The sequence below is a fragment of the Acidovorax sp. GW821-FHT11A03 genome (genome assembly GCF_058809075.1).
In genome coordinates this window covers 478284-496350 of the sequence record NZ_JBXASG010000003.1, presented here as the reverse complement: position 1 = coordinate 496350, position 18067 = coordinate 478284, and the positions used below count along the sequence as shown (strand labels likewise).

The 18067-nt window shown below is 68.1% G+C and carries 18 protein-coding genes; 7 read left to right on the top strand and 11 right to left on the bottom strand.

Annotation, left to right across the window (positions count from 1 at the left end):
* Positions 1 to 6 precede the first annotated feature (6 nt).
* The 7 genes from AC1RVY_RS09570 to AC1RVY_RS09540 form a co-directional block, all read right to left on the bottom strand.
* Positions 7 to 984 (bottom strand): Bug family tripartite tricarboxylate transporter substrate binding protein, encoded by a 978-nt coding sequence (locus tag AC1RVY_RS09570; RefSeq protein ID WP_492806385.1) that lies wholly within the window; start codon positions 982 to 984, stop codon positions 7 to 9.
* Positions 985 to 1072: 88 nt separating this feature from the next.
* Positions 1073 to 1984, bottom strand: a complete 912-nt coding sequence (kdgD, locus tag AC1RVY_RS09565) for a 5-dehydro-4-deoxyglucarate dehydratase (RefSeq protein WP_218295311.1) — start codon at positions 1982 to 1984, stop codon at positions 1073 to 1075.
* A 344-nt stretch (positions 1985 to 2328) separates the two neighbouring features.
* Complete coding sequence (locus AC1RVY_RS09560) at positions 2329 to 2478, bottom strand: hypothetical protein (protein ID WP_492806383.1); 150 nt, start codon at positions 2476 to 2478, stop codon at positions 2329 to 2331.
* Positions 2472 to 2603, bottom strand: a complete 132-nt coding sequence (locus AC1RVY_RS09555) for a hypothetical protein (protein WP_255591405.1) — start codon at positions 2601 to 2603, stop codon at positions 2472 to 2474. The genes AC1RVY_RS09560 and AC1RVY_RS09555 overlap by 7 nt, the downstream gene beginning before the upstream one ends.
* A gap of 229 nt (positions 2604 to 2832) precedes the next feature.
* Positions 2833 to 3459, bottom strand: coding sequence for a DsbA family protein (locus AC1RVY_RS09550; RefSeq protein ID WP_492806382.1), 627 nt, complete (start codon positions 3457 to 3459; stop codon positions 2833 to 2835).
* Positions 3460 to 3465: 6 nt separating this feature from the next.
* Complete coding sequence (locus AC1RVY_RS09545; RefSeq protein WP_218340850.1) at positions 3466 to 4146, bottom strand: glutathione S-transferase N-terminal domain-containing protein; 681 nt, start codon at positions 4144 to 4146, stop codon at positions 3466 to 3468.
* Between the two features lie 15 nt (positions 4147 to 4161).
* On the bottom strand, positions 4162 to 4935 hold the full coding sequence (locus tag AC1RVY_RS09540; protein ID WP_218294219.1) for an enoyl-CoA hydratase/isomerase family protein: 774 nt from the start codon (positions 4933 to 4935) through the stop codon (positions 4162 to 4164).
* A gap of 150 nt (positions 4936 to 5085) precedes the next feature.
* Here AC1RVY_RS09540 and AC1RVY_RS09535 point away from each other — a divergent pair, with 150 nt between their 5' ends.
* From AC1RVY_RS09535 to AC1RVY_RS09520, 4 genes are all read left to right on the top strand, one after another.
* A complete protein-coding gene (locus AC1RVY_RS09535; RefSeq protein WP_218294218.1) occupies positions 5086 to 5817 on the top strand; it encodes an NAD(P)H-dependent oxidoreductase in 732 nt (243 codons plus the stop codon).
* Positions 5810 to 6643 carry an amidohydrolase family protein gene (locus tag AC1RVY_RS09530; RefSeq protein WP_492806380.1) on the top strand — a complete coding sequence of 278 codons (834 nt, stop codon included), beginning with the start codon at positions 5810 to 5812 and terminating at the stop codon, positions 6641 to 6643. The genes AC1RVY_RS09535 and AC1RVY_RS09530 overlap by 8 nt, the downstream gene beginning before the upstream one ends.
* 38 nt (positions 6644 to 6681) lie before the next feature.
* Complete coding sequence (locus tag AC1RVY_RS09525; RefSeq protein ID WP_255591403.1) at positions 6682 to 7440, top strand: Crp/Fnr family transcriptional regulator; 759 nt, start codon at positions 6682 to 6684, stop codon at positions 7438 to 7440.
* A 73-nt stretch (positions 7441 to 7513) separates the two neighbouring features.
* Positions 7514 to 8200 (top strand): Crp/Fnr family transcriptional regulator, encoded by a 687-nt coding sequence (locus AC1RVY_RS09520; protein WP_492806379.1) that lies wholly within the window; start codon positions 7514 to 7516, stop codon positions 8198 to 8200.
* Between the two features lie 4 nt (positions 8201 to 8204).
* Here the strand turns inward: AC1RVY_RS09520 and AC1RVY_RS09515 are convergent, their stop codons facing one another.
* Both AC1RVY_RS09515 and AC1RVY_RS09510 read right to left on the bottom strand, forming a co-directional pair.
* The gene (locus tag AC1RVY_RS09515) at positions 8205 to 9893 is read right to left on the bottom strand and encodes an acyl-CoA synthetase (RefSeq protein WP_492806377.1); all 1689 of its coding nucleotides are present in this window, start codon (positions 9891 to 9893) and stop codon (positions 8205 to 8207) included.
* A gap of 22 nt (positions 9894 to 9915) precedes the next feature.
* The gene (locus AC1RVY_RS09510; RefSeq protein WP_492806376.1) at positions 9916 to 10677 is read right to left on the bottom strand and encodes a nitroreductase; all 762 of its coding nucleotides are present in this window, start codon (positions 10675 to 10677) and stop codon (positions 9916 to 9918) included.
* A 372-nt stretch (positions 10678 to 11049) separates the two neighbouring features.
* Here AC1RVY_RS09510 and AC1RVY_RS09505 point away from each other — a divergent pair, with 372 nt between their 5' ends.
* Positions 11050 to 12087 carry a LacI family DNA-binding transcriptional regulator gene (locus AC1RVY_RS09505; RefSeq protein WP_218294212.1) on the top strand — a complete coding sequence of 346 codons (1038 nt, stop codon included), beginning with the start codon at positions 11050 to 11052 and terminating at the stop codon, positions 12085 to 12087.
* A 37-nt stretch (positions 12088 to 12124) separates the two neighbouring features.
* On the opposite strand, the gene ispF is transcribed toward AC1RVY_RS09505, so the two are convergent.
* Positions 12125 to 12604, bottom strand: a complete 480-nt coding sequence (ispF, locus tag AC1RVY_RS09500; RefSeq protein ID WP_492806374.1) for a 2-C-methyl-D-erythritol 2,4-cyclodiphosphate synthase — start codon at positions 12602 to 12604, stop codon at positions 12125 to 12127.
* A gap of 61 nt (positions 12605 to 12665) precedes the next feature.
* On the bottom strand, positions 12666 to 13571 hold the full coding sequence (locus AC1RVY_RS09495; RefSeq protein WP_218294210.1) for an IspD/TarI family cytidylyltransferase: 906 nt from the start codon (positions 13569 to 13571) through the stop codon (positions 12666 to 12668).
* Between the two features lie 96 nt (positions 13572 to 13667).
* On the opposite strand from AC1RVY_RS09495, the gene mfd reads away from it, so the two are divergent.
* Both mfd and AC1RVY_RS09485 read left to right on the top strand, forming a co-directional pair.
* Positions 13668 to 17141, top strand: coding sequence for a transcription-repair coupling factor (gene mfd, locus AC1RVY_RS09490; protein ID WP_492806372.1), 3474 nt, complete (start codon positions 13668 to 13670; stop codon positions 17139 to 17141).
* Between the two features lie 81 nt (positions 17142 to 17222).
* The gene (locus AC1RVY_RS09485; RefSeq protein ID WP_218294208.1) at positions 17223 to 17900 is read left to right on the top strand and encodes a hypothetical protein; all 678 of its coding nucleotides are present in this window, start codon (positions 17223 to 17225) and stop codon (positions 17898 to 17900) included.
* The last annotated feature ends 167 nt before the right edge of the window (positions 17901 to 18067 follow it).

Genomic DNA, 18067 nt, shown 5'->3' with positions numbered 1-18067 from the left:
CAAGGCTTAATCGGCAGTGATTTTTCGGGTTTCGATGACCGTCTTCCAGCGCGCGAATTCGCGTGCCTGGTAGGCGGTGAAAGCCTCGGGCGTGCTGGCCACGATCTCCAGCCCCTGGTCGAGCATGCGCTTCTTCACGGCGGGATCGTTCATGGCGGCGATGGCGGCGTCCGAGAGCTTCTTCTTCACGGCCGCAGGCAGGCCCTTGGGCGCGGCCATGCCCTGCCACGAGTACACCTCGGCACCGGCCACGCCGGCCTCGGCCAGGGTGGGCACGTCAGGCAGCACGGGGCTGCGCTTGTCGCCGGTGACGGCAATCGCATGCAGCTTGCCGCCGCGGATGTGCTGCAGCACGGCGTTCACGTTCTGGAACGAGAACTCCACCTGCCCGCCCAGCAGGTCGTTGATGGCCGGCGCGCCGCCCTTGTAGGGGATGTGCAGGCCTTCGGTGCCGCTTTGCTGCCAGAAGACCTCGGCCGAGAGGTGGTCCGACGAGCCGTTGCCCGAACTCGCGAAGCTCACCTTGCCGGGGTTGGCCTTGAGCTGCGCGATCACCTCCTTCACGGTGCGTGCCTTTTGCGCCGGCGAGGCCACCAGCACATTGGGTGCCTGCACGGGCACGGTGATGTAGTCGAAATCCTTGAGCGCGTCGTACGGCACGCTCTTGAGCAGGTGCGGCGCCACCACGAAGGCGCCCAGGGACGACACCAGCAACGTGTAGCCATCGGGCGCGGCGCGTTTGACGGCACCCGCACCCAGCGTGCCCGTGGCACCGGGGCGGTTGTCCACCACGAAGTTCTGGCCCAGCTTGTCGCCCATGTGCTGGGCCATGGCGCGCGCCACCATGTCGGTGGAGCCGCCCGCCGGAAACGGCACAACGATGGTGACGGGCTTTTCGGGCCAGGGCGTGGCGGCCGTCTGGGCCGATGCGGAAAACGCCAGGGTGCAGGCGCTGGCCACGAGCAGCAGTTGCTTGACGAACATGAGGGATGTCTCCTGAGGTGGTGGTGGTGGTCGGCGGCCCTCTGCGGGGCCTTGGGTTGAAGGGTTGGCGTGGGACAGGGGGGCGCGCTTACTGCGGGCCGAGCTTGTCGATGAGCGCCTTGAGCTCTTCCATCTCGCTGGGCTTCAAGTCCGTCAGCGGCGCGCGCACCGGCCCACCGTCATGGCCCACGATCCTGGCGCCCGCTTTGATGATGGAGACACCGTAGCCTTCCACCCGGTTGCGGATGGCCAGGTAGGGCATGAAGAACTCCTTGAGCAGCCTGTGTTGCGTGGCCGTGTCGTCGGCCGCCACGGCCTTGTAGAAGTCCATCGCCGTCTTGGGAATGAAGTTGAACACTGCCGAGGAGTACACCGGCGTGCCCAGCGCCTTGTAGGCCGCCGCATACACCTCGGCCGTGGGCAGGCCGCCCAGGTAGGAGAAGCGGTCACCCATCTTCATGAAGATGGAAGACATGGTCTCGATATTGCCCACGCCGTCCTTGAAGCCGATCAGGTTGGGGCAGCGGTCGGCCAGGATGGCCAGGGAATCGGCGGTGAGCTTGGTGCGGTCGCGGTTGTAGACGATGACGCCGAACTTCACGCTGTTGCACACGGCGGCCACATGCTCGATCAGGCCCTCCTGGCCGGCTTCGGTCAGGTAGTGGGGCAACAGCAGGATGCCGTGGGCGCCCAGGCGCTCGGCCTCCTGGGCATGGGCGATGGCGGTGCGGGTGGGGCCGCCGGCGCCGGCAATGATGGGCACCTTGCCGCGGCAGGTGTCCACGGCGGTCTTGATGACCTGGCCGTACTCGGGGCCCGAGAGCGAGAAATACTCGCCCGTGCCGCCGGCGGCGAACAGGGCGCTGGCGCCATAGGGGGCGAGCCATTCCAGGCGCTCGATGTAGGTCCTGGGGCGGAATTCACCCTGCTCGTCGAAGTCCGTGATGGGGAAGGACAGCAGGCCGGAGCCCATGATGGATTTGAGGTCTTGCGGGGTCATGGTGGTATCAGGTCTGGTAGGTGGTCAGGGCGTATCAACAGGTCGTACAAGTGGCTTGCAGCACCCTGCCTTCAGCGGTATCAAGCAGTGTTCAAGGGGGCGAGCCACCTTTCAGACCGACCAAAGCGACTTGAAAACTCGCTTCAGACCATGCCTAAACGGCAGCAACGCATGAATGTTAACGTTAACATTTCCACAGGCCATAGGGAAAACCCTTTGTTATGCGACATCTCGGGAAATTGCGGAAGGGTGTGGGCTAACCGGAGCCGGCCCGAACGGCCCCGTCGATGCCCCGAGGACGCCGGGTACGAGACCGTTGTGCCGACGGCGTGACCCCTTCTCGGCTACCGCACCGCAGGCGCGGCCGCGGCCGCAAACACCTCGATGGTTTCGAGCGCCGAGACCGGGCGGCCGGCCTTGCCATCGCCCGCTACCACCAGCCGCGCCATACCGCGTGCCAGTGGCTGGCCGTCCAGCCGACAGGCGATCAGCACGCGCTGGTTGTCCAGCGACACCAGGGCTGGTAGCCATCGGCCCCGGTGGCTACCAGGTACACGCCCTGCACGTTGGCACCGCCGGCGCTCTCGGCCTCGACGCCGGCCACGCTACTCAGCAACACCTACCGGTCCGCGCCCGTGCAGCGGCCCGGGTAGCGCAGCATGTACCAGCCCGAGAGCGGTGGCGGCCAGCACAGCCTTCATCAACAGGGCATTCCAGCGGGGCATGGGGCTTTCCAGTAGTGCTTGGGCAATGGGTCATTCTGGCGCCATGGGCCGGGCCCGCCCCACCACCCTCACACCTGCTTGCACATCCCGCACCACCCGTCCTCTGGCTGGTTTCGCCGCACGTCAACTGGCATCTGCACTGTTGCGCAAGGCCTCCAGGCGCCGTGCCAGCAACTCCATGCGGTCACCGCCCCAGAACAGCTCGCCCTGGCAGACGAACGATGGCGCGCCAAACACCCCCAGCGCTTCGGCCCTGCCCACAGCCATCGCAAAGTCACTCTGTGCGCATTGCTGCAGGTAGCCGCGCCAGTCGCCCGCGCTGAGCCCAGCACCCACGAGGGCCGACTCCACCTGCTCGGGTGACTCGAGGTCGAACTCGCGGCGCCAGAACGCGGCCAGCAGCGGATCGCAGAACTCCCACAGCCTTTGCCGCGACCGCGCGAACAGCAGGGCCTGGCTGGCCAGTGTCGCGTCCCACAGCTTGGTGGTGGCGCGGATGGTGAGGCCTTGCAGCTGCGCCAGGCGGCGGCAGTCCATGTACAGGTACTTGAGCTTGGCCACGTCCCGCGGGGAGCGCTCGCTCACCTCGCCGCCATAAGCCGATTGAAAGTCCGTGATGTATGGCCACCAATCGAAGCGCAACCCGCTGCGCTGCTCCAGATCGCGCGCCTGCCGCAGCGCCAGGTACGAGTACGGGCTGCGCAGATCGATGAAGGCATCCACGCCTGCCGTGCTGCTGTGGTCCGGCATGCCCGGTTACCCGCGCTCGAAGAGGTTGTGCCTGGCGTCGCTGGACGTGGTCACATCCACCCAGCTCCCGCGCAACAGGTCCATCGCTCGCCCTACGGCGGGCCGGCTGCGCACACGGCCATACCAGGCCTGCACGCGCGGAAAATCGTCCAGCGCAACGCCCGTCATCTTGTGGATGCGCACCCACGGAAAACAGGCGATGTCGGCGATGGAATAGGCGCCGCCAATGTACTCGCGGCCTTCGAGCCGCTCATCGAGTACCTTGAGCAGCCGCCGCGTCTCGTTCTGGTAGCGTCCGATGCCGTAGGGAACCGGCTCTGGCGCATAGCGAAAGAAATGCTGCGCCTGCCCCATCATCGGCCCGAGCCCGCCCACCTGCCAGAAAAGCCACTGCAGCACATCGCTTCGTGCACGCAGTTCGGCGGGCACGAAGCGCTGCGCCTTGTCCGCCAGGTACAGCAGGATGGCGCCGGTCTCGAACACCGTGAAGGGCCCGCCCCCATCGGCCGGGGCATGGTCGACGATGGCCGGGATCTTGCCATTGGGGTTGATGGCACGGTAGGCCGGCTGGTGCTGGTCGCCCTGGGTGATATTGATGGGCACCACGCGGTAGGGAACGCCTAGCTCCTCCACCAGGATGTGCACCTTGTGCCCGTTGGGTGCGGGCCAGCTGTAGAGGTCGATCATGGATACCCCTGTGCTTCAGCGCTTGCGCATGATCTCTTGCCGGCGGCGGTCCTGCGCACGGCGGTTGCCCGCGTCGCCCATGCCGGCAGGCAGGTAGTCGTCCAGGGCCACGGTGCGCTCCTCGATCTGGCGCATCACGCTGTCGTGCAGCGCCTTCTTGGACATCGCGTAGGCGGTGTTGCAGTCGGGCGTGATGCACTTCGCATAGCCGATGGCCGTGGCCAGCAGTTGCTCGGGCTCCACCACCTCGTGGAAGAAACCCAGTCGCTCGGCCTCTTCCAGTGTGTAGAGCTTGCCGCGCAGCGTGGCGAGCGCGCCCACCTGGTCGCCCAGGGCGTATTTGATGATCTCCACGTAGGCCGCCGGCATGGGGATGCCGATGGGCACTTCGTTGAGGCCGAACTTGGCGGGTTTGCGCGCCGCCACGCGGAAGTCGCAGTCCAGCGCCGTGATCAGCCCGCCCGCGATGGCATGGCCGTTGACCGCCGCTACCGTGGGCCGGGAGTACTCGAAGATCCGCAGATTGGTCTCGCGGTAGGCCTTGTACCACTCGCGGACGGCATCCTTGCTGCCGCTGCCGAAGATGCCGAAGCTGTAGTCGAAATCGATCCCGGCCGAGAACGCGTCGCCCTGCCCCGTGAGCACCACCGGCAGTTCACCGAACTCGCGTTCGAGCCGGTCGAAGGCATCGTGCAGGTCGGCAAAAAAAAGCGCGTTCTGCACGTTGACCTTGTTGGTGTTCATGCGGACGACGGCGCAGCCGTCCACCGCCTCGATATGCCATGCCATGGGTGTCTCCTTCGTGGGTCTGCAAAAGCTTGCTGATTGCCAGCTTCATGCTAGCCACAAGGGCTCGGCCATGTTGTCTTTGCAACGACAACGCACGCGGCGGTTCCGGGCTACAAACCTGCCAACGAACCCAGCCTGAAAGCGAGCCCCATGCCGCGTGCCCACATCGTCTATACCCACCCCGAACCTCGTTCTTTCGTCGCGGCCATGCGCGACACCACCCAGGCGGCATTGGCCAACGCAGGCTGGCAAACCAGCGCGACCGACCTGCATGCGGCGGGCTTTGGCGCCGTGGCCAGTGCCACGGATTTCGGCGAACGGGCAAGCCCCGGACACCTGGTGTACCCGCTGGAGCAGCGGCACGCGTGGGAGCATGGCAGCCTCGCCCCCGAGATCGCGAACGAGGTCCGGGCAGTGGTAGACGCAGACCTGCTGGTGCTCGTCTTCCCGGTGTTCTGGTTCTCGGTGCCGGCGCAGATGAAGGGCTGGATAGACCGGGTGTTCCTGTCCGGCGTGTTCTACGGGGGACGGCGGGTGTACGACCGGGGTGGCATGGTGGGCAAACATGCGCTGGTGGTGGCTGCCCTGGGCGGGCGCGAGCACATGTTCGGCACCGGCGCCCTGCACGGCGAGCTCACTGGAATGATGCGCCACCTGCTGCAGGGCACGCTGGGGTATGCGGGGTTCTCCGTCTACGAACCCTTCTTTGCGCACCACGTGCCTTATGTGGACGATGCCACGCGGGCCGGCATGCTCATGCGCCTGTGGAACGAACTCCAGGCCCTGGGCACCCGGCCTGTGCTGCCCATGCCCAGCCTGCAAGGCTTCGACGACCATTTCAACCCAACCAGCACCACGCCGGGGAGCACCACCAATGCCTGAAATCATCGATGCCTGGATGCAATTGCCGAACCGGCCTTACCTGCTGGACTCCATGTTCGATTCATTGCGCCGCTGGCCCACCCACTGGCGCTCCCTGGCGCAGGAAAACCCCGGCATCACGCACGATGAAGCGCTGGCGACCTTCCGCGCCCAGGGCGTCCAGCGCGTCCTGGCCAGCGCCTGGTGGGGGCCTGCCGGGCCTATGATCACCAACGACGAGGTGGCAGCGGCCACGCAGGCGCATCCCGGCCAGGTGGTGGGCATCGCCTCGGTCGATCTCCACCGGCCCATGGACGCCGTGCGCGAACTGCGCCGCTGCGTGCGGCAGTTCGGCTTCAAGGGCGTGCGCGTGCTGCCCTGGCTCTGGGGCCTGCCGCCCGACGATCGCCGCTACTACCCACTGTATGCCGAATGCGTGGAACTGGACGTCACCTTCTGCCTGCAGGTCGGGCATGCAGGCCCCATGCGCCCTTCCGAGCCGGGCCGGCCGATGCCGTACCTGGACCACGTGGCACATGAATTCCCGGACCTGCGCATCGTGGGCGGACACATCGGTTTCCCATGGGTGAACGAGATGGTCTCGCTGATGATGAAACATCCCAACGTCTATGTGGACACATCGGCCTACAAGGCCTCGCGCTTCCCGCCAGAACTGGTCGCCTACCTGCGCGGCCCGGGCCGGCACAAGGTGCTGTTCGGCACCAACTACCCCATGCTCACACCGGCAGAATGCCTGGCTGGGCTCGATGCCCTGGGCCTGGACGCAGAGACGAGTGCCTTGTACCTGGCGGGCAACGCGCGCCGCGCGTTCAAGCTATCCCCCTGACCGATACTGCAAGCTCTGACCACCCAGGGACTCAAGCCATGCCTTCTCGCACCCCATCGAGCCCGCTTGAAACGCCCGTGCCCTCACGCGGGAAAAGGGCAGCACATGCCCCCGCAGGCACCGGCATGGTGGACTTCCTGGAGTCGTCGGCCTGGTACCGCGTGCTGTCGCCCGAGTTGCAAGCCGTGGTCCTGCGCACCGCGAGCGAGCGGATCACCGTCCCCGGCGAGCTGGTGGCCCACCGGGGGCAACCCTGCACCCACTGGTACGGGCTGGTGCGCGGCTTCCTGCAGATGTACGTGGTGGCGTCGGACGGTGCCGAAACCACGCTGTATTGTTTGCGCGAGGGCGAATGGGGCGGCGAGGGCTCGCTGCTCAAGAAGGAACTGCGCCAGTACGACCTGCGCTCGCTCACGCCGGCCCACCTGTGCCTGGTGCCGGTGGAGACCTTCGAAACGCTGCGCCAGTCGTCCATCGCGTTCAACCATGTGATCTGCGACATCATGAACGCGCGCATGGGGGTGTTCGTGGGCATGCTGGAGGCATCGCGCCTGCGCGGGCCCGAGACGCGGGTGGCCCGGGCCCTTCTGATGCTGGCCGACAGCCAGGGCGAGGCGGTGCAGGAGCTGCTGATCTCGCAGCAGGAACTGGCCCTGATCTGCGGGCTCTCGCGCCAGCGGGTGAACGTGGCGCTCAGCGTGTTCAAGCCCCGGGGCATCGTGCGCATCGAGCCCAACAAGGGCTCGCTGATCGTGCATGTGCCGCTGCTGCGCGACCATGTGACGGGCATTGCCTGAACCTTCGGGCCGGCCCCATTAGCGCGGAGCGTGATCTCCCGCAGAATCCGGCGGTGCCTGTTTCCACGCCACCATGTCCGCAGATCCCCTCGACCTCTTCCTTGCCCAGTCGCCCTGGATGTCCGCCCTCACCGCCGAGGAGGCCGCGCGCGTGCGCCGGGCGATCACGCTGCGCAGCTACCCTGCGGGCGGCGCGGTGTTTTCGAAGGGCACGCCCACCGCGCATTGGGCCGGGGTGATGGAAGGCATGCTCAAGCTGGACAACATCACCGCCGAAGGCCGCACCAGCACCTTCGCGGGCGTGCCCTCGGGCGCCTGGTTCGGCGAGGGCTCGGTGCTCAAGGACGAGCCTCGTCCCTACTCCGTGACGGCGCTGACCGACAGCGTGGTGGCCCTGCTGCCGCGCAGCGAGTTCCTGCGGCTGCTGCAAGGGAGCCACCCTTTTGCGCTGTGGCTGATCGGGCAGCTCAACGCGCGTCTGGCGCACTACGTGGCGCAGGTGCAGACCGACCGGCTGGGCGACACCACGGCGCAGGTGGCCTACAGTCTGTCGGGCTTGTTCAACGATGCGCTGTTCCCCAACACCGCGCGGCGCATCACGCTGTCGCAGGAGGAGCTGGGGCGCCTGTCGGGCGTGTCGCGCCAGGTGGCCAACCGGGCGCTGCAGGAACTGCAGGACCGGGGTGCGATCCGCCTGGGCTATGGCTCGATCGAGGTGATCGACCTGAAGGTGCTGCAGTCGATTGCCCGCGAAGGCTGAACGCTCAGCCTGCGGGCTCGGTCTGAATCTGCGCCAGCCGCGTGATGGCCTCGCGGCTGCCCGCGATCTCGCGCAGGCGGAACTTCTGGATCTTGCCGGTGGCGGTCTTGGGCAAGACCTCGAACACGACCTGGCGCGGGCACTTGAAGCGCGCCAGATGGCAGCGGCAGAACTCGATCAGCTCCTCGGCACTGACGCTGCCTGCGGCATCGGGCTTGAGCTCCACGAAGGCGCAGGGCACCTCGCCCCAGCGTTCGTCGGGCTGGGCCACCACGGCGGCCAGCAGCACGGCGGGGTGGCGGTGCAGCACGTCTTCCACCTCCACCGAGGAGATGTTCTCGCCGCCCGAGATGATCACGTCCTTGGAGCGGTCGGTGATCTGCACATAGCCGTCGGGGTGTAGCACCGCGATGTCGCCGGTGTGGAACCAGCCGCCGGCAAAGGCCTTGGCCGTGGCGCCGGGGTTCTTGAGGTAGCCCTTCATCACGGTGTTGCCCCGGATCATGATTTCGCCAGCCGTCACACCGTCCGCCGGCACGGGCTCCAGCGTGTCGGGGTTGAGCACGCGCAGGTGCTCCAGCGCCGCGGCGCGCACGCCCTGGCGCGCCTGCAGCCGGGCACGCCCGGCTTCGGGCAGGGCCGCCCAGCCGGGCTGGCGCACGCAGCTCACGGGCGTGCCCGAGACCTCGGTGATGCCGTACACGTGGTCCACGTCGAAGCCCATCGCGGCGATCGCCTGCAGGATGGCGGCCGGCGGTGGCGAGCCCGCTGTGAGCACGCGCACCGGGCGCGGCAGCGCGATGCGCTCGTGCGCCGGTGCATTCGCCAGCATGGCCAGCACGGTGGGCGCGGCACAGAAATGGTCCACACCGTGCTCGGCAATGGCCTCGAAGATGGCCTTGGCCGTGACCTTGCGCAGGCACACATGCGTGCCCCCCGCCGCCGTGACGGCCCAGGTGAAGCACCAGCCGTTGGCGTGGAACATGGGCAGCGTCCACAGATACACCGGGCGGCGCGGCATCGCCCAGTCGGTCATCTGCAACAGGCTCATGAGGTAGGCCCCGCGGTGGCTGGGCACCACGCCCTTGGGGTCGCCGGTGGTGCCCGAGGTGTAGTTCAGTGCGATCGGGTCCCACTCGTCCTCGGGCCATAGGCCTTCGAAGGCCGGGTCGCCTTCGGCCAGCAGGGCTTCGTAGTCGAGCCCGCCAAGGGCCGGCTGCGAGGGCAGGCCCGCATCGTGGATGGTGATCACCAGCGGCTGCTGCGCCAGGCCCTCGACGGCCCTGGCCGCGAGCGCCGAAAATTCGCGGTCCACCAGCAGCACGCGCGCCTCGCCGTGGCGCAGGATGAAGCGGATGGCTTCGGCGTCGAGCCGGCAGTTGACGGCGTTGATGACCGCACCGCACAGGGGGATGCCCAGGTGCGCCTCCAGCATCGCGGGCGTGTTGGGCGCCAGGATGGCCACGGTGTCGCCGCGCTGCACGCCGCGTTGTGCCAGTGCGCTGGCCAAGCGGTAGGCGCGCTCGCGCGTCTGCGCCCAGGTCTGCGTGGTGCCGCCATGCACCACGGCGATGCCTTCGGGATGCACCTGCGCGCTGCGGTCCAGAAAGCCCAGCGGCGTGAGCGGCAGGTGGTTGGCGGGGGTGCGTTCCAGGCCGTGCTGGTAGGGGCTGTGGTGGGCTGCTTGGCTCATGCTGGTCTCCTGTTTTGCGCGTTCATGGGTGGTAGGTGGTGAACGACTCGACGCTCTCGCGCTCCGTCACCAGCGTGTTCTCGATGCCCGCCGGGTCGGCGTGGCCCAGGCTCATGCCGCAGACCACCATCTCGGTATCGGGGATGCCCAGTTCGGCGGCAATGACCTGGTGGAATTTGGTGAACGCCACCTGCGGGCAGGTGTCGAGCCCGCGCGCGCGGGCCGCCACCATCACGCTCTGCAGGAACATGCCGTAGTCCATCAGGCTGCCGGCCTGCATCACCCGGTTCACCGTGAAGATCAGCCCCGCGGGCGCATCGAAGAAGCGGTAGTTGCGGCCGTGCTGGGCGTGCATGCGCGCCTTGTCGCCCCGGGCGATGCCGAGCAGGCCATACAGGTCCCATCCCACCTTGCGGCGCCGGTTGACATAGGGCGATACCCATTCGAGCGGGTAGTAGTGGTAGGGCTCGGTGAGGGTCGCAGCCCCATCCTCATGGTTGTCCACGGCGGCGATGGCGGTGCTCAGCCGCTCCTTCGCGGCCCCCGTGAGCACGTGCACGCGCCAGGGCTGCGTGTTCATGCCAGAGGCCGCATGGCGCGCCACGTCGAGGATGGAATGCACCTCTTCGCGGGAGACCGGCGTGGGCAGGAATGCGCGGATGCTGCGCCGCGAGACGATGGCCCAGTCCACCGCCTGCCGCAGCTCTGGTAGGGAGGTGGGGGCGGCGGAAACCCGGCTTGCCGCTGGCGCGGCTGGGGATGTGCATGGGAGCGAACAGGTCATGGCGGCATGCTAGGCATGGACGCCGTCCGTGACTGTCGATGCAATGACATTTGGCCGCCTCGCCTGCCATCCGCCGCGACGGGTCTCAGAACCGGCTCAGTCTCTTTTTGGAGGTCGCATCGGAGGGCAATCGGGATGAGTGGCGCGTCGGGTGCGCCGCGTGGGCTCATGCCCATGCAGGCAGCCGGGGCGTCCAATCGTCCGTTTTCACTCCAACCAGAAGGGCAACAGCCTTGCCGGGCGGTCTGCGGCGTTGCGGCGCTTGCCGATAGCACGGGCCATCGGCTGCGCACCGCGCCTGGCATCCCGTCCCGGCAAAGCACTTGTGCGACTCCCCAAGGAGACTGAACAGGTTCTTATAGACTTCCCCGCATGCCAGCCTCCCCGCCCTCCCCCTCCCTTGCGCCCGCCACCCGCGACCGTCCTTCGGTCACGCTGCGCGAGGTGGCCGAGCGGGCCGGGGTCTCGATGATCACCGTCTCGCGCGCCATCAACACACCGCACCAGGTGTCGGAGGCGACGCGGGTGCGCGTACAGGAGGCCGTCTCCAGCATGGGCTACGTGCCCAACCTGGTCGCCGGGGGCCTGCGATCGGCGCGCAGCCATGTGGTCACCGCGCTGGTGCCCACGCTCACTGGGCCGCTGTTCGGCGAGATGGTGCAGGCGCTCACCGATGCGCTGGAGCTGCGAGGGTTCCAGGTGATGGTGGGCCAGGTCGGCTATGCACACTCGCGCGAGGACGAGCTGCTGCGCGCCATCGTCGGCCGGCGCCCGGACGGCATCGTGGTCACCGGCATCATGCATTCGCCCGAAGGGCGCCGCATGCTCATGGCATCGGGCATCCCCATCGTGGAGACCTGGGATTTCACCTCCACGCCCATCGACATGCTGGTGGGGCTGCGGCACGAACAGCTGGGCGCTGCCGTGTGCGAGCATCTGTACTCCAGAGGCCGGCGCCGCCTGGCACTGCTCAGTGGCGGCGACGAGCGCGCCGCACGCCGCGCACGGGGCTTCGAATCCGCCGCCGAGCGCCTGGGCCTGCGCGCGCCTGCCGTGCGTCTGGGCAAGTCACCCACCACGCATGCCGACGGGCGCGACGGCCTGGCCGCGCTGCTCGCCGGGCACCCCGACATCGACGCCGTGTTCTGCAGTTCCGACATGCTGGCCCTGGGCGTGCTGACCGAAGCCCGCGTGCGCGGCATGTCCGTGCCGGAACAACTGGCCGTGATGGGTTTTGGCGACATCGATTTCGCGCAGACCGTGAGCCCCAGCCTCTCCACCGTGCGCATCGACGGCACGCGCATGGGCCAGACGGCTGCCCGACTGATCGCCGACCGCGCCGAGGGCCGCCCCGTGGCCGAACCGGTGGTGGACATCGGCTTCGCGATCATCGGGCGCGAAAGCGCCTGACGAAGCGCGCCCCAGGACGCGCTGCCGCCGCAGAGGGTCAGGCCTTGAAAATCAGGGCGGTGGCCCGTGCCTCCATCGCCAGGCCTTGCCCCACGGGCCCCAGGCGCTCGGCGGTCTTGGCTTTCACGTTGACCTGGCCGGGGTCGACCCCCAGGGCCTTCGCAATGCACTGGCACATGCCGGCAATGTGGGCCGCCAGGCGAGGCGCCTGGGCCACCACCGTGCTGTCCACATTGCCGATGGCGTAGCCCGCGGCGCGCACGCGGCGCGCGGCCTCGGCCAGCAGCACGGCCGAATCGGCGCCCCGGAACTGCGCATCGGTATCGGGAAAATGGCGGCCGATGTCCCCCAGGCCCGCGGCCCCCAGGATCGCATCGGTAATGGCGTGCAGCAGCACGTCGGCATCGGAATGGCCCAGCAGGCCCAGGGTGTGCTCGATGGTCACCCCGCCAATCACCAGCGGCCGCCCGGGCACCAGTGCGTGCACATCCCAGCCTTCTCCAATCCTGAAGTTCATCTGTTCGTTCGCCTTCTGCCCGCCAGGGGCTCATGGTCGTCCTGCCCTTGCGCGGGCAGGCTCAGAAAATCGTCTTGCGCCCCGTCTCGGTCGCCCCCTGCCCGCGTTCGCCACCAAAGCGGGCCAGCGTGGTGCCATGGCCGCGCTGCGCCAGCACGGCCTCGGCCAGCGCGAAATCGTCGGGGTAGGTGACCTTGAAGTTCTGCGCGCCGCCGGGCACCAGGCGCGGGTGCAGGCCCATGGCTTCCATGGCGCTGGCCTCGTCGGTCACGTTCGATCCCACCTTGTCGAGCGCGTCCATCAGGGGGCCTATGCGGAACATCTGCGGCGTCTGCGCCAGCCACTTGTTGCTGCGGTCCACGGTGGAGGCCACGCGCACGCCCCCGGGGCCGTCGATCGAGGTCTTGAGCGTGTCGGCCAGCTGGTGTGCGAGCAGGCCGCCCACGCTGTCCTGCGCGCACACATCGATCAGGTGGTCAATCTGCGCCGTGGTGACCAGGCAGCGCGCCGCATCGTGCACCAGCACCCAGTCATCCCGCTGCGCGCCCCGCGCGAGCAGCGCCCGCAGGCCGCCCAGCACCGTATCGGCGCGCGTGGGGCCGCCGCATTCGACCGCGAAGTACGCCGGGTGCGCATGCGCATCCAGGAAACGGTCGCCCGGCGCCACGGCCACCAGCGTGCCCAGCAGCCGGCCCACCCCGGCAAAGGCCGCCAGCGTGTGCAGCACCATGGGATGCCCCGCCACCAGGTGGTATTGCTTGGGCAACGCAGCGACGGGTGGTGCCGCCGCCTCGGACGCGGAAAAGACCCCCAGCGTGGACCCGGCAGACAGGCCCGGGGCCGGCACCATTGCCGCAGGCGGGGCCGCCACGGCGCGCGACCCCGTTCCCGCGCAGGGCACCAGCGCCCAGAAACGTCCGTGGGCGGACAAGGGAACGAGGGGTGTTGGCAACAGCACAGCAGTCATGGCCCGCCCATTCTAGAATCTCCGGTTGCCCACCCGTGCGGCCTGCGTGCGTTTTGTGCGCCAGGGGATGCCGTGGGCCCAGACGACACAGCGCGCATGGAACTGCCCAAACTCTCCCCCGGAAAACGCTTCACCCTGCCCCGCCCCGTGGGCAGTGCCGACTCCCTGCTGCTGGCCCGCCTGGCCGAGCGTGACAAGGCCGCCGGCCGCACCACCGCCATCGTCACGGCCGATGCCACCGATGCGCAGCGCCTCATCGAGGAAATGGCGTTCTTCGCGCCCGGGCTGCGCTGCGCGCTGTTCCCGGACTGGGAGACGTTGCCGTACGACACGTTCTCGCCGCACCAGGACCTGATCAGCGAGCGGCTGGCCACCCTCTGGCGCATCAGCCAAAAGGACAAGGACACCGGCGCCGACGTGGTGCTGGTGCCCGCCACCACAGCGCTGTACCGGCTGGCGCCGCCGTCTTTCCTGGCGGGCTACACCTTCCACTTCAAGGTCAAGCAAAAGCTCGACGAGGCCAAGTTCAAGGCGCAGCTCACGCTGGCGGGCTACAGCCACGTGTCGCAGGTGGTCAGCCCCGGCGAATACGCAGTGCGCGGCGGGCTGATCGACCTGTTCCCCATGGGCTCGCTGGTGCCGTACCGGGTGGACCTGTTCGACGACGAGATCGACAGCATCCGTACCTTCGACCCCGACAGCCAGCGCAGCCTGTACCCCGTGCCCGAGGTGCGCCTGCTGCCCGGGCGCGAGTTCCCCATGGACGACGAGGCACGCGCCAAGTTCCGAAGCCGCTGGCGCGAGATGCTCGAAGGCGACCCGACCAAGAGCCGCATCTACAAGGACATGGGCGCGGGCGTGGCCACCGCCGGCATCGAGTATTACCTGCCGCTGTTCTTCGATGAAACAGCCACGGTGTTCGACTACCTCGGGTCAGACGCCACCGTGGTGCTGCACGGCGACCTGGAGCCGGCCTTCCAGCGCTTCTGGCAGGACACGAAAGACCGCTTCCGCCTGGTGCAGGGCGATCCCGAGCGCCCGGTGCTGCCGCCCGAGGAGCTGTTCCTCTCGGCCGACCAGTTCTACACGCGCGCCAAGGAGCATGCGCAGCTGTCCATCCGCCCCGGCGTGGAGGACGTGGATGACAACCCGCACTTCCAGAAGCTCGGCGACCTGTCGGTGGTGCGCGGTGCCGAGGACCCACTGGCCCGGCTGCACGCGCACATCCGCAACACCCAGCACCGCGTGCTGCTGCTGGCCGAAAGCGCCGGCCGGCGCGAGAGCCTGCTCGACTTTCTGCGCGCCAGCGGGGTGAACCCGCCGGCCTTCGACTCGCTGGCCGAGTTCCAGGGCACGACCGACGAAAAGGTCGGCATTGCCACCGCCGGCCTCACGGTGGGCTTCAGCTGGATCGAGGACGGCATCGACTTCGTGACCGAGACCGAGCTGTTTGCCGCCGGCCCCACCACGCGCCGGCGCAAGAAGCAGGAGCAGGTGAGCGACGTCGAGGCGCTGATCAAGGACCTGGCCGAGCTCAACGTGGGCGACCCCGTGGTGCACAGCGCGCATGGCATCGGCCGCTACCGCGGCCTGGTCAACATGGACGTGGGCAACAAGAACCCCGACGGCACGCCCGCCATGCAGGAGTTCCTGCACCTGGAGTACGCCGACAAGGCCGTGCTCTACGTGCCCGTGAGCCAGCTGCAGCTGATCAGCCGCTACACCGGCGTGAGTGCCGACGAGGCGCCGCTGCACAAGCTGGGCAGCGGCCAATGGGAAAAGGCCAAGCGCAAGGCCGCCGAGCAGGTGCGCGACAGCGCGGCCGAGCTGCTCAACATCTACGCCCGCCGCGCCGCGCGCGAGGGCCATGCCTTCCGCTACAGCCCGCAGGACTACGAGACCTTTGCCAACGACTTCGGCTTCGAGGAGACGGCCGACCAGAACGCCGCCATCCACGCGGTGATCCAGGACATGATCAGCCCCCGCCCCATGGACCGCCTGGTCTGCGGCGACGTGGGCTTCGGCAAGACCGAGGTGGCCCTGCGCGCGGCCTTCGTGGCCGTCACGGGCGGCAAGCAGGTGGCTTTCCTCGCGCCCACCACGCTGCTGGCCGAGCAGCACTACCAGACGCTGGTGGACCGCTTCAGCAAATGGCCGGTGAAGGTGGCCGAGGTGTCGCGCTTTCGCTCGGGCAAGGAGATTACTGCGGCTATCAAGGGCATCGGCGACGGCACGGTGGACATCGTGGTGGGCACGCACAAGCTGCTGTCTGAGTCCACCAAGTTCCACAACCTGGGCCTCTTGATCATCGACGAGGAACACCGCTTCGGCGTGCGCCACAAAGAGCAGATGAAGGCCCTGCGCGCCGAGGTGGACGTGCTCACCCTCACGGCCACGCCCATCCCGCGCACGCTGGGCATGGCGCTGGAAGGCCTGCGCGACCTCTCGGTCATCGCCACCGCGCCGCAGCGGCGCCTGGCGATCAAGACCTTCGTGCGCAACGAGGGCACGGGCGTGATCCGCGAGGCGGTGCTGCGCGAACTCAAGCGCGGCGGGCAGGTGTACTTCCTGCACAACGAGGTGGAGACCATCGAGAACCGCCGCCAGAAGCTCGAAGAGATACTGCCCGAGGCCCGCATCGCCGTGGCCCATGGCCAGATGCCGGAGCGCGAACTGGAGCGCGTGATGCGCGACTTCGTGGCCCAGCGCTACAACATCCTCCTGTGCTCGACCATCATCGAGACCGGCATCGACGTGCCCACGGCCAACACCATCATCATGAGCCGCGCCGACAAGTTCGGCCTGGCGCAGCTGCACCAGCTGCGCGGGCGCGTGGGCCGCAGCCACCACCAGGCGTATGCCTACCTCATGGTGCCCGACACCGAGGGCCTGACCAAGCACGCCGCCCAGCGCCTGGATGCCATCCAGCAGATGGAGGAACTGGGCAGCGGCTTCTACCTGGCCATGCACGACCTGGAGATCCGCGGCGCCGGCGAGGTGCTGGGCGAGAACCAGAGCGGCAACATGCTGGAGGTGGGCTTCCAGCTGTACAACGAGATGCTCAACGAAGCCGTCAAGGCGCTCAAGGCCGGCAAGGAGCCGGACCTGCTCTCGCCCCTGTCGGTCACCACCGACATCAACCTGCACGCCCCCGCCCTGTTGCCCGACGACTACTGCGGCGACGTGCACCTGCGCCTGTCGTTCTACAAGAAGCTGGCCACGGCCAAGAACCCCGACCAGATCGACGGCCTGCTCGAAGAGATCGTGGACCGCTTCGGCAAGCTGCCCGCGCAGGCGCAGACCCTCATCGACGTGCACCGCCTGCGCGTGCTGAGCCAGCCCTACGGCGTGGTGAAAGTGGATGCCGCCCCGGGCGTCATCAACATCACCTTCAAGCCCCAGCCACCCATCGACCCGATGCGCATCATCGAGCTCATCCAGAAGAACAAGCACATCAAGCTGGCGGGCAACGAGAAGCTGCGCATCGAGCGCGAGCTCAAGGACCCGAAGGACCGCGCGCAGATGGTGCGGGACATCCTGCGCTCGCTGGGGCAGCCGCTGGTGGCCTAGCGCGTGCAGACATGATTCGAATAGGCCCCCAGCGCTTATCCATCAAGCGCCAGAAGCTATCAAAACAATAGTAATTTAGAAATGGAAGCCGCCCTGGCCCTGATCGCCCTGGTTGCCGCGCTGGCCGCCCGGCCCTGGCGGCTGCTGGCCAGCCGAAAGCCCCTGGCGCATGAGGCAGGGCACGGCGCCCCCGCCCCGCTGTGGACGCCGCTGCTGGCCACGCTCGTCCTGCTGCCCTGGGTCTGGGCCCTCCCCACGCTGCACCAGATGCCGCTGCAACTGCAGTGGTCGGGCGCGTGCCTGGTACTGCTCATGCTGGGTTGGCCGCTGGCCGTGCCGACGCTGCTGGCGGTGGGCGCCATCGCTGCGTGGGTCTCGCCCGGCCTGGGCGGATGGGATGCGCTGGGCATCGCCGTGTGGCAGGGCGTGGTGCCCGCCACGCTGGCGCTGCTGCTGGGCGTGGCGCTGCGCCGCCTGGCGGGGGCCCGATCGCTCGCGGGCGTGCGCGCCTTCGTCTATGTACTGGGCCGGGGGTTTCTGGGCACGGCGCTGTGCCTGTTCGTGGCGGGCACCCTGTCGCAATGGAGCGGCCACACGCTGCCCGGTGTGGGCGACCAGCTCTCGCTCGTGGCGCGCTGGCTGATGGCCTGGGGCGACGCGGTGGTCACCGGCATGCTGTGCGCGGTGTTCGTGGCGTTCAAGCCCGAATGGCTGGCCACCTGGTCGGACGATCTGTACCTGCATCAGAAAAAGGGCTGAAGCGCTTTTTCATTCAGCGCAAGCAGCTATCAAAAAAAGAGCAAACGGGCGCTTCGAGGGGCCTCTTCCTGGCGTGCAGGGAGGTCTGGTGCAGGAATTGCTTGAGAACGGAACACGCGGTATACCTGCGAAAAGGCGATGCCCACCCGCGCCCGCGGGGGCTCGCC

What these genes read in the sequence shown, in the direction of transcription:
- AC1RVY_RS09570 (WP_492806385.1), bottom strand. Translation starts at nt 984, where the DNA reads ATGTTCGTCAAGCAACTGCTGCTCGTGGCCAGCGCCTGCACCCTGGCG.
- kdgD (WP_218295311.1), bottom strand. Translation starts at nt 1,984, where the DNA reads ATGACCCCGCAAGACCTCAAATCCATCATGGGCTCCGGCCTGCTGTCC.
- AC1RVY_RS09550 (WP_492806382.1), bottom strand. Translation starts at nt 3,459, where the DNA reads ATGCCGGACCACAGCAGCACGGCAGGCGTGGATGCCTTCATCGATCTG.
- AC1RVY_RS09545 (WP_218340850.1), bottom strand. Translation starts at nt 4,146, where the DNA reads ATGATCGACCTCTACAGCTGGCCCGCACCCAACGGGCACAAGGTGCAC.
- AC1RVY_RS09540 (WP_218294219.1), bottom strand. Translation starts at nt 4,935, where the DNA reads ATGGCATGGCATATCGAGGCGGTGGACGGCTGCGCCGTCGTCCGCATG.
- AC1RVY_RS09535 (WP_218294218.1), top strand. Translation starts at nt 5,086, where the DNA reads ATGCCGCGTGCCCACATCGTCTATACCCACCCCGAACCTCGTTCTTTC.
- AC1RVY_RS09530 (WP_492806380.1), top strand. Translation starts at nt 5,810, where the DNA reads ATGCCTGAAATCATCGATGCCTGGATGCAATTGCCGAACCGGCCTTAC.
- AC1RVY_RS09525 (WP_255591403.1), top strand. Translation starts at nt 6,682, where the DNA reads ATGCCTTCTCGCACCCCATCGAGCCCGCTTGAAACGCCCGTGCCCTCA.
- AC1RVY_RS09520 (WP_492806379.1), top strand. Translation starts at nt 7,514, where the DNA reads ATGTCCGCAGATCCCCTCGACCTCTTCCTTGCCCAGTCGCCCTGGATG.
- AC1RVY_RS09515 (WP_492806377.1), bottom strand. Translation starts at nt 9,893, where the DNA reads ATGAGCCAAGCAGCCCACCACAGCCCCTACCAGCACGGCCTGGAACGC.
- AC1RVY_RS09510 (WP_492806376.1), bottom strand. Translation starts at nt 10,677, where the DNA reads ATGACCTGTTCGCTCCCATGCACATCCCCAGCCGCGCCAGCGGCAAGC.
- AC1RVY_RS09505 (WP_218294212.1), top strand. Translation starts at nt 11,050, where the DNA reads ATGCCAGCCTCCCCGCCCTCCCCCTCCCTTGCGCCCGCCACCCGCGAC.
- ispF (WP_492806374.1), bottom strand. Translation starts at nt 12,604, where the DNA reads ATGAACTTCAGGATTGGAGAAGGCTGGGATGTGCACGCACTGGTGCCC.
- AC1RVY_RS09495 (WP_218294210.1), bottom strand. Translation starts at nt 13,571, where the DNA reads ATGACTGCTGTGCTGTTGCCAACACCCCTCGTTCCCTTGTCCGCCCAC.
- mfd (WP_492806372.1), top strand. Translation starts at nt 13,668, where the DNA reads ATGGAACTGCCCAAACTCTCCCCCGGAAAACGCTTCACCCTGCCCCGC.
- AC1RVY_RS09485 (WP_218294208.1), top strand. Translation starts at nt 17,223, where the DNA reads ATGGAAGCCGCCCTGGCCCTGATCGCCCTGGTTGCCGCGCTGGCCGCC.